Raw genomic sequence first — 15,477 nt, 5'->3', positions numbered from 1 at the left:
GTCAGTTGGTCGTGTTCGCGGCAAGTGCCTTCAGCACCTGATCCGTGATATCGATGCGCGGGCTCACATACACCGCTTCCTGCACGATCAGGTCGTAGTGCTGCTGCTCGGCGATCTGCTTGATGACCTTGTTCGCACGATCCAGCACGGCCGCGAGTTCCTCGTTGCGGCGCTGGTTCAGGTCTTCGCGGAATTCGCGCTGCTTGCGCTGGAAGTCCGCATCGAGTTGCGAAAGGTCGCGCTGGCGCGCCGCGCGGTCGGTGGGCGACATCGACGGGCCGTTCTTGTCCATGCCGTCCGACATCGTCTTCAGACGCTGCGCCATTTCCTGCAACGCCTTGTCGCGCTTCGAAAACTCCAGTTCGAGCTTCGATTGCGCCGCCTTCGCCGCCGCCGATTCCCGCAGGATGCGGTCGGAATTGACCGCCGCGATCCGGGCGGGAGCGGCATCTTGCGCGTTCGCGACCGCGACGCCCGAAAGGCCGAGGATCATCGACAACACGAGGGCCAAACCCAGATGTTTCGAAAGCTTACCGGTTCGCAAAGTCTTCCTCACGTCACTAAAGTGCTGAGTCGAATTACAGGCGGAGTGGCGAGCGAGGTTACGCCCGGCCACGTCAGAACGCTGTACCGATCTGGAACTGGAATTTCTGATACTGGTCGCCCGTGTGCTTCTGCAGCGGGAAACCCAAGCTCAGCTTGAGCGGGCCGATCGGCGAGATCCACGCGAGACCGACACCATAACCATAGCGCAGACCGTTAGAACCAGCGTCCGTACCGCCCTGGCCCGGATCGCCCCAGACGTTACCGCCGTCGAGGAACGTGAAGACACGCAGCGTGCGGTCGTAGCCCGTGCCCGGCAGCGGGAACGTCAGCTCGATATTGCCCACCGCCATGCGCGAGCCGCCGATCGGATCGTTGGTCGTCGCGTCGCGCGGACCGAGCGAGCTCGGCTCGTAGCCGCGTACCGAACCGATACCGCCCGCGTAGTAGTTCTTGAAGATCGGGTACGTCTGGTTTTGCAGACCCTTGCCGTAGCCGCCCTGGAGGTTGAAGCCCAGGACGAAGCCGCGCGCGAACGAGTAGTAATACTGGAACTGCGCGTCGAACTTGGCGTAGGTCGTGCCGCCGAGCGGCGTACCGTATTCGGCGTTCGTCTGCGTGTAGTAGCCGCGGCTCGGCACGAGCGCGCTGTCGCGATTGTCACGCGACCAGCCGACTGTCAGCGGAATGTTGTTCACCACGCGGCCAAACTCGGTCACGTAGTTCTTGTACGCCTGCGGGGTGTTCTGGTCGACGTCCATCGTGTTCTGTTCGATGCCGGCACCGAAATACACGGTGTCCTGCTCGGAGAACGGGATGCCGAACTTCGTATCCGCGCCCATCGTCACGATCTTGAAGCTCGAATCGGTCGAATAGTAGAGCGGCTGGTACGTGCGGTAATAAGCATCGGTAATGCGCTTGATGCCGTCGATCGTGAAGTACGGATCGACTTGCGTGACCGTCAACGTGCGATACGACTTCGCCGTGTTGATGTTCACCGCGAGACTCGTGCCCGAGCCGAACACATTGTCCTGCGACACGCCGGCGGACAGAACCACCTTGTCCGTCGACGAGAAGCCCGCGCCCAGTGTGATCGCGCCGGTCGGCTTTTCCGCGACCTTCACGTCCACGTCGACCTGGTCGGCCGTGCCTTCGACCGGGATCGTGGTCACGTCGACGTCGGTGAAGTAGCCGAGCCGGTTCACGCGGTCTTTCGAGAGTGCGAGGCGGCTCGAATCGAACCATGAGCTTTCGAGCTGGCGCATTTCACGGCGCACGACTTCGTCGCGCGTACGCGTGTTGCCCACGATGTTCACGCGGCGCACATAGACGCGGCGGCTCGGATCGACTTGCAGCGTCAGGTCGACGGTGTGGTTCGCCTGGTCGATCTGCGGCTGCGCGTTGACCTGCGCGAACGCGTAGCCGTATTCGCCGAGCTTGTCGACGATCGCCTTGGTCGTTGCCTGCAGCTTTTCCGCCGAGAAGCGCTCGCCCGGCTTGATCTTGATCAGCTTGGTCAGCTCCGCCTGGCGATCGAGCAGGTTGCCCGCGAGCTTGATGCTGTTCACCTTGTACGGCTCGCCTTCGTGCAGCGCGATCGTCAGGTACATGTCCTTCTTGTCGGGCGAGATCGACACCTGCGTCGAGTCGATGCTGAATTCGAGGTAGCCGCGATTCAGGTAATACGAGCGGACATTCTCAAGGTCGCCCGTCAGCTTTTCCTTCGCGTACAGGTCGTTCTTCGTGTACCAGGAGAACCAGTTCGGCGTCGACAACTGCATTTCGTCGCGCAGCGTGCTCGTGCTCACCGCCTTGTTGCCGATGAAGTTGATCTGGCGAATCTTCGCGCTCGGGCCTTCGGCCACCGAGAACAGGATCGACACGCGATTGCGGTCAACCGGCGTCACCGTCGTGGTGACTTCGGCCGCGTAATAGCCGCGCGTTAGGTACTGGCGCTTGAGTTCCTGCTCGGCGCGATCGACGAGCGCCTTGTCGTACGAACGGCCTTGCGACAGGCCGACCGAGCGCAGCGCCTTCGTCAGGTTTTCCTTGTCGAACTCATGCAGGCCCGCGAAGTCGATCTGGGAGATGGCCGGACGTTCCTGCACCTGCACCACGACGACATTGCCCTGCGTGGCAATCTGCACGTCGCTGAAGAAGCCCGTTGCATAGAGAGCGCGAATCGCTTCGGATGCCTTGTCGTCGGTGAACGTGTCGCCTTGCTTGATCGGCAGGTAGGCGAATACGGAACCCGGTTCGATGCGCTGGAGACCGTCGATCCGGATATCCTGCACGACAAAAGGCGTGGTCGCGTGTGCCGCCATGCCGGTTGCAGCGAGTGCCGCGGCCACAGCCGTCTTAGGAACAAAGCGATGAGGTTTGAACAACGTGCTTCCCCAGTATTAAAGCTGCATCAATTCCGGCGGCCTTCATGAGACGCCGCCAGACAGAGTGAAAACGGATTAAAAACGGATCAGGCGCGCCAGATCGTTGAACAACGCAATCATCGACAAGGCGACGATGCAAACGAGGCCCGCCCGTTGCAGAACCAGCTGCCAGCGATCTGATACCGCTTTGCCGGTAACGGCTTCAACCAAATAATATAACAGATGACCACCGTCCAATACCGGAATCGGTAACAAGTTCAGCACGCCGAGACTGATGCTGACGAGCGCGAGAAACGAGACAAAGGCGGACAATCCGAGGCGCGCACTCTTGCCCGCGTAGTCGGCGATGGTCACCGGCCCCGAGAGGTTTTTGAGCGACGCCTCGCCGACGATCATCCGCCCGAACATGCGCAGCGAATAGACACTGATGTCCCAGGTGCGGTTCACGCCGAGGCGCAGACTCTCGACCGGTCCGTAGCGCACGTCGACGGTCGGCAACTGGTTCGCGAGCGCCGCGCCGATGCGGCCGACGTCGTGGCCGCTCTCGGCATCGCGCTTGAGGTCCGGCACGACCTGCACCGTCTGCAAGCTGCCGTCGCGCTCGACGGTAAGCGTCACGGGCTTGCCGGCATGCGTTCTCACGTAGTCGATGAAACCGCTCGCGTTGTCGACCTTCTTGCCGTCGATCGCGCGCAGCTTGTCGCCCGCGCGCAGGCCGCCCTTTTGCGCCGCGCTGCCCGCTTCCACGCCCGCCACCGAGAGCGTGCCGCCGCCCGGCGCGAAGCCGAGCTTGTCCATGAAGTCTTGGTCGGCGTCCGGGTCGCTGATGCCGGCGACATCGACGGGAAAATCGAAGGTGCCGTCCGGCGTCTTCGCGGTCAGCACCACGGGACGATGGTCGAACGAGGCGTCGAGCAGCTTCCAGCGCAAGTCGGACCACGAACGGATCGGATGCGAGTCGCCGCCGCTTTGCGCATCGCGCATCGACACGACCTTCTCGCCGCCCTCGAAGCCGGCCTGGGCAGCCGCGGTATCGGGCGCGGGCGCGGAGACGATCGCGGCCGGCTCGGTCACGCCGCCGGCGAACACCGCCGAGAACAACACGATCGCGAGAATGAAGTTGGCGATCGGGCCCGCGGCCACGATCGCGATGCGCTTGCCGACGCTCTGCCGGTTGAACGCGCGCGGCAGGTCTTCGGCCGGGATGGCGCTGTCGGCTTCGCGCTCGTCGAGCATCTTCACGTAGCCGCCGAGCGGCAGCGCGGAGATCGTCCACTCGACGCCGGTCTTCTCGCTGACCCAGCGCACGAGCGGCTTGCCGAAGCCCACCGAGAAGCGCAGCACCTTCACGCCACACCATCGCGCGACGCTGTAATGGCCGAATTCGTGGACGACGACAAGCACGCCTATCGCAACGACGAAGGCGACGATTTCGGTCAGGAAGTTCATGACGGCCTCAATGCGCGATGCGCTCGGCGGGTGGAGTGCTCGATGCACCCGAGCTCAGCTTGTCGACGAATCCGTGCGCGAGGCGGCGCGCGCTGGCGTCGGCGGCGAGGACGTCGTCGAGCGTGGCGGCACTCGTGTTCGGCAACGCGTTCAGCACGCGCTCGACGACCTCGCCGATCGCCATGAAACCGATGCGGCGCGCCAGAAACGCCTCGACGGCAACCTCGTTCGCCGCGTTCAGCGCCGCGCTCGCGACGCCACCAGCGTCCAGCGCCTTGATCGCCAGCGCGAGACAGGGGAAGCGCTCAAAATCGGGCTTCTCGAACGTGAGCGTGGCGATCTGCGCGAGATCGAGTGGCGCGACGCCCGATTCCACGCGATCCGGATACGCCAGTGCGTGGGCGATCGGCGTGCGCATGTCGGGGTTGCCGAGTTGCGCGAGCACAGAACCGTCGGCGTAGGACACCATCGAGTGGATCACGCTTTGCGGATGGATCAGCACGTCGATGCGCGAGCCCGGCAGATCGAAGAGCCAGTGCGCTTCGATCACTTCCAGACCCTTGTTCATCATCGTGGCGGAATCGACGGAAATCTTGCGGCCCATCACCCAGTTCGGGTGCTTGCAGGCTTCGTCGGGCGTGACGTTGACGAGTGTCGACGGCTCGCGCGTCCGGAACGGCCCGCCCGATGCGGTCAGGATGATCCTCGATACGCCGCCGTGCAGGGCGACCTCGTCGGCCGCACAGCGCGGCAGGCACTGGAACACGGCGTTGTGCTCGCTATCGACCGGCAGGAGCACCGCCCCGTGGTCGCGCACCGCGTCGATGAAAATCTGGCCCGACATCACGAGCGCTTCCTTGTTCGCGAGCAGGATGCGCTTGCCTGCGCGCGCGGCGGCGAGCGTCGGCGCGAGCCCGGCCGCACCCACGATTGCCGCGACGACCGTGTCGCACTGCCCGGACGAAGCCGCGTGGACGAGCGCTTCCGCGCCATACAGCACTTCCGTCCGGCAGCCGCCGGCACGCAGGGCGGCGGCGACCTTCGCGGCCGTGTCGGCATCGCCGACGACCGCCAGATCAGGCTGGAAGCGCAGGCACTGGGCGACGAGCTTGTCGCCGTTGCGGTGAGCGGTGAGCGCGTGGACCGAGAACCGGTCGGGGTGCCGCGCCACGACATCGAGCGTGCTTTCGCCGATCGAGCCCGTGGAACCGAGCAAAGTCAGACGTTTTTGCATAAATCCTTCTTTAGCCGAGCAGCAACAGCGCGATCGGCAATACGGGCAACAACGCGTCGATGCGGTCCAGAACGCCGCCGTGGCCCGGCAGGAGACCGCTCGAATCCTTGACGCCAGCCTGTCGTTTCATGAGCGACTCGAACAGGTCGCCGATCACGCTGAACGCGACCAGCACGGTGAGTGCGACCAGCGCCTTGAACAAGCCGAGATGCTCGATGAAAGCCGTGAACAGGGTCGGCGCGAAAACTCGTGTCGCTGCGGCGATCGAGCCGATCACGATCACCGCGACCCAGCCGCCGACGGCGCCTTCCCAAGTCTTGCCGGGGCTGATCGAGGGCGCGAGCTTGTGGCGTCCCAAGGCTTTTCCGGCGAAGTATGCGCCTATGTCGGCGAGCCAGACGACTAGTAGAAGCGATAGCACGAACGCCACGCCGGCGGTGCGGGCCGCGAACAGCGCATGCCAGCAGGCGACGAACACGACGATTCCGGCGAACAGCAGGAACACCTGCCATAGACCGGCGCCCAGGACGGGCTTGCGCAGCAGCGCGAACGGACCGGCCAGCACCCAGAAGATCGCGGCCATCTGGAAAAGCCCTTTCGGCGCCACGCCAAGGAAGGTGCTGAACCCCAGCAGCAGCGCGGTGAAGATCGCATAGGCGACCGGCCCGGCCCCGCCGACGTTGAGCAACCGCGCCCACTCCCACGCAGCAAACACGACCACGAAGCCGATCAGCGCCCCGAACGCCCCGACCGGCGCGAAGAACGTGATCGGCAGGAGCACTGCCAGCAGGACGATCGCCGTGATGACACGGGTTTTTAGCATGAAAGGGTGTCGACCTTCTGCGATTGCGGATCGAGCTGTGCGCTCGTGCGTCCGAAACGGCGTTCGCGCTCGCCGTAGGATTCGATCGCGCGGCCAAGCGCATCGCCGTCGAAATCAGGCCAGTAGGTGTCGGTGAAATAGAACTCGGTGTAGGCAAGCTGCCACAGCAGGAAATTGCTGATGCGCTGCTCGCCGCCCGTGCGGATGAAGAGATCGGGCTCGGGCGCGTAGGCCATCGCGAGATGCTGCGCGAACGATTCCTCGTCCACCAGAACCGCCTCTCCCTGCGCCGCCGACTGCTCGGCAAGTTTACGGGTAGCCTGCATGATGTCCCAGCGGCCGCCGTAGTTGGCCGCGATCGTCAGCGTAAGACGGGTGTTGCGCGCGGTTTTCGTTTCAGCGCGCTGGATCAGCGAGCGGATGCGCGCGTCGAACATCGAAATATCGCCGACGACGCGCAAGCGGATGCCATTCGCATGCAGCTTGCCGATTTCGCGCTCCAGCGCCGTCACGAAAAGGCGCATCAGAAACGAGACTTCGTCGGTCGGACGGCGCCAGTTTTCGGAACTGAACGCGAACAACGTCACATATTCGACGCCGCGCCGGGCGCAACTTTCGACGGTTGCGCGCACGGCATCGACGCCGCGCGTGTGACCGGCGACGCGCGGCAGGCGCCGCTGCGTCGCCCAACGGCCGTTGCCGTCCATGATGATCGCGATATGGCGCGGAACAGCCGCGACATCGGGCACGCGAACGGTAGAGCTGGTATAGGTCATGGCCGCTGAATCTTATTATCGACAGGATGAAGCGCCAGCACGACTGGCAAGGCCCTAAACGGCCTCAGACCGTCATGATCTCGGCTTCCTTCGACTGGACCAGCTTGTCGATTTCCGTGACGGATTTGTCGGTGAGCTTCTGGACGTCGTCGCTGGCGCGGCGCTCGTCGTCTTCGGAGATTTCCTTGTCCTTGACGAGTTTCTTCAGTTGCTCGTTGGCATCACGGCGCAAGTTGCGTACCGCGATCTTGGCGGCTTCGCCTTCGCTCTTGACGACCTTCGTCAGTTCGCGACGGCGCTCTTCGGTGAGCGCGGGCATCGGCACGCGGATCTGGTCGCCCGACGTGGCGGGGTTCAGACCCAGGTCCGACTCGCGGATCGCCTTCTCGACGGCCTGCACCATCTTCTTTTCCCACGGCTGGACACCGATCGTGCGCGCGTCGACGAGCGTCATGTTCGCCACTTGCGAGATGGGCACGCTCGAGCCGTAGTAATCGACCTGGATATGGTCGAGCAAGCCGGTATGGGCGCGACCCGTGCGGATCTTGGCGAGATCGGCCTTGAATGCCTCGATCGACCGCTGCATCTTCTGGTCGACGCTCTTTTTGATGTCAGCCACACTCATTTAAACCTCCGAACCTTGGGTTACTGGCGATAGAGGCGCTCCCGGCGCTGGCCTCCGAGCCGCGCCGCGCCCGATATCGCACGAGTTTACACGTGGACGAGCGTACCTTCGTCGTCGCCCTGGATGATGCGTTTGAGCGCACCCGCCTTGGTGATCGAAAACACGCGAATCGGCAGCTTCTGGTCGCGGCACAGTGCAAACGCCGTCGCGTCCATCACCTGCAGATTGCGGCCGATCGCCTCGTCGAAGCTGATCGTGGCGTAGCGCGTGGCGTGCGGGTCCTGTTTCGGGTCCGCGGAGTATACGCCGTCCACCTTGGTCGCCTTCAGCACGACTTCCGCGCCGACTTCCGCGCCACGCAGCGCGGCGGCGGTATCGGTCGTGAAGAACGGGTTGCCGGTTCCGGCCGCGAAAATCACCACTTTGCCTTCCTCGAGCTGGCGAATGGCGCGCGGACGAATATAAGGCTCGACGACCTGGTCCATGCGCAGCGCCGACTGCACCCGCGCCTCGATGCCCGCGTGGCGCATGGCGTCCTGCAGCGCGAGCGCGTTCATCATCGTGGCGAGCATGCCCATGTAGTCGGCGGTCGCGCGGTCCATGCCGGCCGCGCCGCCCGCCACGCCGCGAAAGATATTCCCGCCGCCGATCACGACCGCGAGTTGGGTACCCATGCGCACCACTTCAGCTACGTCCGCCACCATCCGTTCGATGGTCGCGCGATTGATGCCGAAGGCATCGTCGCCCATCAGGGCTTCGCCGGAGAGCTTGAGGAGTACGCGTTTGTAGGCTATGGGCATATGAGGTTCCGATCGCGCCGAGGAGGATTGCAACATGCAACTGTAGGGGTGAAACGATATTCACGGCAAGCGTGCCAAATTCGGTATCGCCGACTGGCTACGGGTTAACCCGCGACTGCCGGACCGACACCGATTGTAGCTGCCTGGAAGCAGGCTGAACGAACGTTCCGCCCGCCGCGGGACTTTAGCTCTGCTTTGCTGCTGCGACCTGCGCGGCGACTTCGGCCGCGAAGTCGTCCTGACGCTTCTCGATGCCCTCGCCGACCACGAACAGCGCAAACTTGTGCACCGACGCGCCCGCTGCCTTCAGCATCTGCTCGATCGTCTGCTTGTCGTTCTTCACGAACGGCTGGTTCAGCAGCGACACTTCCTTCAGGTATTTCTGCACGCTGCCGTCGACCATCTTCGCGACGATTTCAGCCGGCTTGCCGGATTCAGCGGCTTTCTGCTCGGCAATGCTGCGTTCCTTCGCGATCAGGTCGGCCGGCACTTCGTCCGACGACAGCGAGACCGGCTTCATGGCCGCGACGTGCATGGCGACATCCTTGCCGACCTGCTCGTCCGCACCCGTGAAGTCGACCAGCACGCCGATACGCGTGCCGTGCAGGTACGACGCCAGCTTGTTGCTGGTTTCGAAGCGCACGAAACGGCGGATCGAGACGTTTTCGCCGATCTTGCCGACGAGCGCGAGACGCACTGCATCGACCGTCGAGCTTTCGAGCGGCAGCGCGCCGAGCGCCGCGACGTCAGCCGGATTGTTCTTCGCGACGATTTCAGCCACCGTCTTGCCGAAGGCCAGGAAATCGTCGTTCTTCGCGACGAAGTCGGTTTCGCAGTTCAGTTCGACGAGCGCGCCCACGCCGCCTTCGATATGCGTCGTTACGATGCCTTCAGCCGTCACGCGCGATGCCGCCTTGCTCGCCTTGTTGCCGAGCTTCACGCGCAGCAGTTCTTCCGCGCGGTCCATGTCGCCGTCGGCTTCCGTCAGCGCCTTCTTGCATTCCATCATCGGCGCGTCGGTCTTGCCGCGCAGTTCTGCCACCATGCTTGCGGTAATTGCCGCCATCATTCGCTCCTTGAGTCTGCTTGATACGTGCCGCCGGCGTCAGTGCCCGCGACAGGAATTGGGGTGCAACGGTTCCAGCCTGCCGAATCGCCCGTCAACGGCTTAAAAAAAAGGGGCCTTTCACAAAGCCCCCTTTTTTGCCGGACGAGAGAGCTCTTTATGCCTCTGCGTTGACCTCGACGAACTCGTCGCCTTCGCCGCCGCGGGCGGCTTGCACGACTTCGTTCACCGCGTTTGCACGGCCTTCGAGGATCGCGTCGGCCACGCCTTGCGCGTACAGGATGACGGCCTTGCTGGCGTCGTCGTTACCCGGGATCACGTAGTCGATGCCTTCCGGCGAGTGGTTGGTGTCGACCACGGCGATGACGGGGATGCCGAGCTTCTTCGCTTCGGTCACGGCAATCTTGTGATAGCCGACGTCGATCACGAAGATCGCGTCCGGAATGCCGCCCATGTCCTTCACGCCGCCGATCGACTTTTGCAGCTTGGTCATTTCGCGTTCGAACAGGAGCGCTTCCTTCTTGCTCATGCGTTCGGTTTCACCCGATTCCAGCGCTGCTTCCATGTCCTTCAGGCGCTTGATCGAAATCTTCAGCGTCTTGAAGTTGGTCAGCATGCCGCCGAGCCAGCGCGCGTTGACGAACGGCATGCCGGCGCGTTGCGCTTCTTCAGCGATGGTGTCGCGCGACTGGCGCTTCGTGCCGACGAACAGGATCGTGCCGCGATTGGCTGCCAGCTGACGCACGTACTTCAGCGCGTCGTTATAGAGCGGCAGCGTCTTTTCGAGGTTGATGATGTGAATCTTGTTGCGATGACCGAAGATATAGGGGGCCATCTTCGGGTTCCAGAAGCGCGTTTGGTGACCGAAGTGGACACCGGCTTCCAGCATTTGACGCATGGTAACTGCCATGAAATTCTCCGCGAGGGTTGGGTCTTAAGCCGGCTGCCGCATCCCGCGCCCTTCCTGCCGTTCGGCTCATCTGGATAGGACGCCGGACACCCTGGGTGCGCCGGCTTGCGAATCAAGTCAGATTCCCGCTCCGCTACTCGCTTTGTCCTGATTCTTTCCTATTGACCAGCGAGCGCAAAGTGGATACCGACTTAGCCAAAGAGTATAGCACGCGGGAGTTACGTCACTCAAGGCGCGCAATTGGGCGAGAAACCTGCGGCACGCCTCGCCCGGGGCGTCGTTTCTTGCGCCGGAGGCAGTTTCCTTCATATGCAGGAAGGCCGGCGCGCGCCGCGCTCTCGGGTGCGGCACCCGCCCTAAGGTGCGATAATGCGGCTTTCGCGCAAAAGCGCCGCCTACACGATTTTCCTGACCAAGTCATGTCCATTACGCTGAAAAACGAACACGATATCGCGCAGATGCGCGTCGCCTGCCGGCTCGCCAGCGAAGTGCTCGACTTCATCACGCCGCATATCACGGCCGGCGTGACGACCGGCGAACTCGACCGCCTCTGCCACGAGTACATGCTGAAGGAACAGGGCACGGTGCCCGCGCCGCTGAATTACCAGCCGCCCGGCTATCCGCCCTACCCGAAGGCAACCTGCATCTCGGTCAACGACGTGATCTGCCACGGCATCCCGGGTGACAAGGCGCTGAAGAACGGCGACGCGCTCAATATCGACGTCACCGTCATCAAGGACGGTTATTTTGGCGATACGAGCCGCATGTTCATCGTCGGCGAGGGGTCGATTCTCGCGAAGCGGCTGGTGCAGACTACCTTCGACTGCATGTGGCTCGGCATCGACCAAGTGCGTCCGGGCGCGCGGCTCGGCGACATCGGCCATGCGATCCAGAAGCACGCCGAGTCGCAGGGTTACAGCGTCGTGCGGGAATACTGCGGCCACGGAGTCGGGAAGGTGTTCCACGAGGAGCCGCAGGTGTTGCACTACGGGCGTCCCGGCACCGGCATCGAACTGGAAACCGGCATGATCTTCACCGTCGAGCCGATGATCAACGCCGGGCGCCGCGATATCCGCACGATGCCGGACCAATGGACTGTCAAGACGCGCGATCGCAGCCTGTCGGCGCAGTGGGAGCATACGGTGCTCGTCACGCCGACGGGGTATGAGGTGCTGACGGTGTCGGCCGGAACGCAGGCGCCCTCGCGATTGATCGCGGCGACGGCCTGAAGTCACGCGCTTTCGCTTTCGCGCGGCGAATGATGCGCGAAAGTAGGACGGTTGAAGCGTCGTCCAATCGACCGAATTGCCGGAGTGGCTTGAGTCGACCTGGGCGCGTGAAGCAGAAGCGTTGCCGGGCCCCAGGGCGTCGCCGGAATTGGCCCGGAGACACGGCACGGCGGCACACGCGGGGCTGCGCAATTCGCATGAAGCCAGGTGGCGCCCGCCCCCGGAAAGTCGGCGGAACTGGCCGGGAAACTCAGCGCCGCAGTTCACGCGAGGCCGCGCGGCTCGCTGCGCCCGGCGCGACGTCGTTCGAGCGCACCGCGCTCACGGTCCGCCCGATATTTGCGCTCCGGCGCGCCTCTTGATACGCAGTCGCAGGACAAAAAACGCCGTTCTCCGACCAACCGATCTTCCGTTCAAGCCCACGTCCATCCATGAGCGTTACCGCCATCGCCCCGCCCTGTGAATCGCTGAAGGCCGCCTTCAAGTCGGCGAAAGCGGCTTTGCTGGAACGTTTCCAGACCGCATCGAACGTCGATGCGCTGATGCACGCCCTCGCCCGCGCCACCGACGACGCCCTCAAGGGCGCCTGGGACGCCTGCGAAATGCCGCCATGGGCGGCGCTCGTGGCGGTCGGCGGCTACGGACGCGGCGAGCTTGCGCCTTATTCCGACGTCGACATCCTCGTTCTTCTGCCCGACCACAAGCCAGCCGATTCCGGCGACGCCGAACTCACCGCGCGAATCGAGCGGTTCATCGGCATGGCGTGGGATTTGGGGCTCGACATCGGCAGCAGCGTGCGGTCGGTCGCGCAATGTATCGACGAGGCCAGCAACGACGTCACCGTCCTGACGTCGCTGCTCGAGGCGCGGCGCGTCCACGGCGACACGCCGCTCTTCCAGCTGTTCCGCGAGCGCTACCAGCAGATGCTCGACCCGCGCGCCTTCTTCCAGGCGAAAGTGCTGGAAATGCGCCAGCGCCACGCGAAATTCCAGGACACGCCATACAGCCTCGAACCGAACATCAAGGAAAGCCCGGGCGGCCTGCGGGATCTGCAACTCATCCTGTGGATCTCGCGCGCGGCGGGGTTCGGCAGCAGCTGGCGCGAACTCGACCTGCGCGGCCTCATCACCGAGCGCGAAGCGCGCGAACTGCGCCGCAACGAAGGCTTCCTCAAGACGCTGCGCGCGCGCCTGCACGTAATCGCGAAGCGTCGCCAGGACATCCTCGTGTTCGACCTGCAGACGCCGCTCGCCGAAAGCTTCGGCTTCGCGGCCACCGCGACCAAGCGCGCGAGCGAACAACTGATGCGCCGCTATTACTGGGCCGCGAAGGCCGTCACCCAGCTCGCGACGATCCTGATCCAGAACGTCGAGGCGCAGCTTTTCCCGTCGACGAGCGGCATCACGCGCGTAATTTCGGGACGTTTCGTCGAGAAACAGGGCATGCTCGAAATCGCCCGCGACGACGTGTTCGAGCGCGAACCGCACGCGATTCTCGAAGCGTTCCTGCTGTACGAGCAGACGCGTGGCGTGAAGGGCCTTTCAGCGCGCACGCTGCGCGCGATCTACAACGCGCGCGACCTGATGGACCGCAACTGGCGCCGCGACCCGGAAAACCGGCGGCTTTTCATGGAAATCCTGAAGCAGCCGGAGGGCATCACGCACGCGCTGCGGCTGATGAACCAGACGAGCGTGCTCGGGCGCTATTTGCTGAATTTCCGGCGCATCGTCGGACAGATGCAGCACGACCTGTATCACGTCTACACCGTCGACCAGCACATCCTGATGGTGCTGCGCAACCTGCGCCGCTTCGCCATCGCCGAGCACGCACACGAATATCCGTTCTGCAGCCAGCTGATGGGCAATTTCGAGCGGCCGTGGATGCTCTATGTCGCCGCGCTCTTTCACGACATCGCGAAGGGCCGCGGCGGCGACCATTCGATGCTCGGCATGGCCGACGCGCGCCGCTTCTGCCGCGAACACGACATCGGCAGCGAGGACAGCGACCTGATCGTGTGGCTCGTCCAGCAGCACCTGACGATGAGCCACGTCGCGCAAAAACAGGACACGAGCGATCCGGAAGTCATCAAGCAGTTCGCGGCGGTGGTCGGGGACGAGCGGCGGCTGACAGCGCTGTATCTTCTGACCGTCGCCGACATTCGCGGCACGAGCCCGAAGGTCTGGAACGCGTGGAAGGGCAAGCTGCTGGAGGACCTGTATCGCGCGACGCGCGCCGTGCTCGGCGGCGCCTCGCCCGACGCGCATTCGGAACTCAAGTCGCGCCAGGAAGAAGCGCTCGCGCTGCTGCGCCTCGAAACGGTGCCGGAGCATGCGCAACGCCGGCTTTGGGACCAGCTCGACGTCGGCTATTTCCTGCGCCACGACGCCGCCGACATCGCCTGGCAGACGCGCGTCCTGTACAAGCACGTCGAGAGCGCGAAGCCGATCGTGCGCGCGCGGCCGTCGCCGATCGGCGCGGGGTTGCAGGTGCTCGTCTATGTCCAGGACCGCCCGGACCTGTTCGCGGCGATCTGCGGCTATTTCGACAAGAACGGCCTGTCGGTGCTCGATGCGCGGGTGACGACGACGCGCCACGGCTATGCACTCGACAATTTTCTTGTCGCGCATCCGGAGCATGACGGGCATTATCGCGACATTGCGAATCTGGTCGAGGAGCAGCTGAGCACGCTGCTGACCGCCGAGCGCATGTTGCCGGAGCCGTCGAAGGGACGTTTGTCGCGGCTCGTGCGCACTTTTCCGATTACGCCGCGCGTGGACCTGCGTCCCGACGAGCGCGGCCAGTACTACATCCTGTCCGTGTCGGCGAACGACCGGCAGGGCCTCCTTTATTCGATCGCGCGAGTTCTGGCCCAGCACCGGATCGGCGTGCAGGCCGCGCGGGTCAACACGCTCGGCGAACGCGTCGAGGACGTGTTCCTGCTCGACGGCAAAGGCCTTTCCAGCAACCGGACCCAGATCCAGGTCGAAACCGAACTGCTGCGCGCGATCGCAGCCTGAGAAATTATGCGCGTCAAACTGACTGCAAAACATCCGCGCCCGGCGACGCCGGCGCGCTCCCCCGTTCGTTCCGGCAGCGCCGCTGGAAGAAAGCCTGTGCGTGAGGCGGCGCCGAGTGGGGATGGCGAGCGACGGCCTTTCAAGCCGCGCGGGGAGGAGTCGCGGGCTTCGGCTGGTGAAAGGGGGCCGCGTCCGTCGTTTGGGGATCGTGGTGCGCCGCGTGGGGATCGGGCGGGTGGTGATAGCGAGCGCCGTCCTTTCAAACCGCGTGGTGAAGACGTGCGTTCTTCCGCTGGGGACCGTGGTTCGCGTCCGTCGTTTGGGGATCGTGGTGCGCCGCGTGGTGATCGGCCGAGCGGTGACAACGAACGCCGTCCTTTTAAGCCGCGTGGCGATGAGTCGCGTTCTTTCTCTAGCGATCGTGGCCCGCGTCCGGCGTTCGGTGATCGTGGCGCGCCGCGTGGCGACCGGCCGAGTGGCGACAACGAGCGCCGTCCGTTCAAACCGCGTGGCGACGATTCGCGTTCTTCCGCTGGCGACCGTGGTCCGCGTCCGTCGTTCGGTGATCGTGGCGCGCCGCGTGGCGACCGGCCGCGTGGCGACAACGAGCGTCGGCCG

The 15,477-nt window shown here is 64.1% G+C and carries 13 protein-coding genes; 3 read left to right on the top strand and 10 right to left on the bottom strand.

What is annotated here, in order from left to right; all coding sequences use genetic code 11:
* Window position 1: 1 nt before the first annotated feature.
* The 10 genes from AWB68_RS30155 to rpsB form a co-directional block, all read right to left on the bottom strand.
* Window positions 2–493 (bottom strand): OmpH/Skp family outer membrane protein, encoded by a 492-nt coding sequence (locus tag AWB68_RS30155; protein ID WP_087647994.1) that lies wholly within the window; start codon window positions 491–493, stop codon window positions 2–4.
* Window positions 494–617: 124 nt separating this feature from the next.
* A complete protein-coding gene (gene bamA / locus AWB68_RS30150; protein ID WP_087647980.1) occupies window positions 618–2,930 on the bottom strand; it encodes an outer membrane protein assembly factor BamA in 2,313 nt (770 codons plus the stop codon).
* Between the two features lie 75 nt (window positions 2,931–3,005).
* Window positions 3,006–4,379 (bottom strand): RIP metalloprotease RseP, encoded by a 1,374-nt coding sequence (gene rseP / locus AWB68_RS30145; RefSeq protein ID WP_087647979.1) that lies wholly within the window; start codon window positions 4,377–4,379, stop codon window positions 3,006–3,008.
* A 7-nt stretch (window positions 4,380–4,386) separates the two neighbouring features.
* Window positions 4,387–5,613: a 1-deoxy-D-xylulose-5-phosphate reductoisomerase gene (locus tag AWB68_RS30140; RefSeq protein WP_087647978.1), complete on the bottom strand. Its 1,227-nt coding sequence runs from the start codon at window positions 5,611–5,613 to the stop codon at window positions 4,387–4,389.
* A 10-nt stretch (window positions 5,614–5,623) separates the two neighbouring features.
* Window positions 5,624–6,436, bottom strand: coding sequence for a phosphatidate cytidylyltransferase (locus tag AWB68_RS30135; protein ID WP_087647977.1), 813 nt, complete (start codon window positions 6,434–6,436; stop codon window positions 5,624–5,626).
* Window positions 6,430–7,212: a polyprenyl diphosphate synthase gene (gene uppS / locus AWB68_RS30130; protein ID WP_087647976.1), complete on the bottom strand. Its 783-nt coding sequence runs from the start codon at window positions 7,210–7,212 to the stop codon at window positions 6,430–6,432. The genes AWB68_RS30135 and uppS overlap by 7 nt, the downstream gene beginning before the upstream one ends.
* A gap of 64 nt (window positions 7,213–7,276) precedes the next feature.
* Entirely contained in the window at window positions 7,277–7,837 is a 561-nt protein-coding gene (gene frr, locus AWB68_RS30125; RefSeq protein WP_087647975.1) for a ribosome recycling factor, read from the bottom strand.
* An 86-nt stretch (window positions 7,838–7,923) separates the two neighbouring features.
* Window positions 7,924–8,637: a UMP kinase gene (pyrH, locus tag AWB68_RS30120; RefSeq protein ID WP_087647974.1), complete on the bottom strand. Its 714-nt coding sequence runs from the start codon at window positions 8,635–8,637 to the stop codon at window positions 7,924–7,926.
* 184 nt (window positions 8,638–8,821) lie between these two features.
* Complete coding sequence (gene tsf / locus AWB68_RS30115; protein WP_087647973.1) at window positions 8,822–9,703, bottom strand: translation elongation factor Ts; 882 nt, start codon at window positions 9,701–9,703, stop codon at window positions 8,822–8,824.
* 157 nt (window positions 9,704–9,860) lie between these two features.
* The gene (gene rpsB, locus AWB68_RS30110) at window positions 9,861–10,613 is read right to left on the bottom strand and encodes a 30S ribosomal protein S2 (protein ID WP_087647972.1); all 753 of its coding nucleotides are present in this window, start codon (window positions 10,611–10,613) and stop codon (window positions 9,861–9,863) included.
* Between the two features lie 419 nt (window positions 10,614–11,032).
* On the opposite strand from rpsB, the gene map reads away from it, so the two are divergent.
* The 3 genes from map to AWB68_RS49740 all read left to right on the top strand — a co-directional run.
* Complete coding sequence (gene map, locus AWB68_RS30105; RefSeq protein WP_087647971.1) at window positions 11,033–11,842, top strand: type I methionyl aminopeptidase; 810 nt, start codon at window positions 11,033–11,035, stop codon at window positions 11,840–11,842.
* 431 nt (window positions 11,843–12,273) lie between these two features.
* Window positions 12,274–14,859 carry a [protein-PII] uridylyltransferase gene (locus AWB68_RS30095; protein ID WP_087647969.1) on the top strand — a complete coding sequence of 862 codons (2,586 nt, stop codon included), beginning with the start codon at window positions 12,274–12,276 and terminating at the stop codon, window positions 14,857–14,859.
* A 121-nt stretch (window positions 14,860–14,980) separates the two neighbouring features.
* Window positions 14,981–15,477 (top strand): hypothetical protein (locus AWB68_RS49740; RefSeq protein ID WP_235028573.1); only part of this gene is annotated, 497 nt, incomplete at its 3' end.

This window comes from Caballeronia choica (assembly GCF_001544535.1).
GTDB lineage: Bacteria > Pseudomonadota > Gammaproteobacteria > Burkholderiales > Burkholderiaceae > Caballeronia > Caballeronia choica.
This window is presented reverse-complemented; position numbering and strand designations above follow the sequence as displayed.

Excerpts from the sequence above, each read along its gene's own strand:
- AWB68_RS30155 (WP_087647994.1), bottom strand. The coding sequence starts at position 493 with ATGATCCTCGGCCTTTCGGGCGTCGCGGTCGCGAACGCGCAAGATGCC.
- rseP (WP_087647979.1), bottom strand. The coding sequence starts at position 4,379 with ATGAACTTCCTGACCGAAATCGTCGCCTTCGTCGTTGCGATAGGCGTG.
- AWB68_RS30140 (WP_087647978.1), bottom strand. The coding sequence starts at position 5,613 with ATGCAAAAACGTCTGACTTTGCTCGGTTCCACGGGCTCGATCGGCGAA.
- AWB68_RS30135 (WP_087647977.1), bottom strand. The coding sequence starts at position 6,436 with ATGCTAAAAACCCGTGTCATCACGGCGATCGTCCTGCTGGCAGTGCTC.
- uppS (WP_087647976.1), bottom strand. The coding sequence starts at position 7,212 with ATGACCTATACCAGCTCTACCGTTCGCGTGCCCGATGTCGCGGCTGTT.
- frr (WP_087647975.1), bottom strand. The coding sequence starts at position 7,837 with ATGAGTGTGGCTGACATCAAAAAGAGCGTCGACCAGAAGATGCAGCGG.
- pyrH (WP_087647974.1), bottom strand. The coding sequence starts at position 8,637 with ATGCCCATAGCCTACAAACGCGTACTCCTCAAGCTCTCCGGCGAAGCC.
- tsf (WP_087647973.1), bottom strand. The coding sequence starts at position 9,703 with ATGGCGGCAATTACCGCAAGCATGGTGGCAGAACTGCGCGGCAAGACC.
- rpsB (WP_087647972.1), bottom strand. The coding sequence starts at position 10,613 with ATGGCAGTTACCATGCGTCAAATGCTGGAAGCCGGTGTCCACTTCGGT.
- map (WP_087647971.1), top strand. The coding sequence starts at position 11,033 with ATGTCCATTACGCTGAAAAACGAACACGATATCGCGCAGATGCGCGTC.
- AWB68_RS30095 (WP_087647969.1), top strand. The coding sequence starts at position 12,274 with ATGAGCGTTACCGCCATCGCCCCGCCCTGTGAATCGCTGAAGGCCGCC.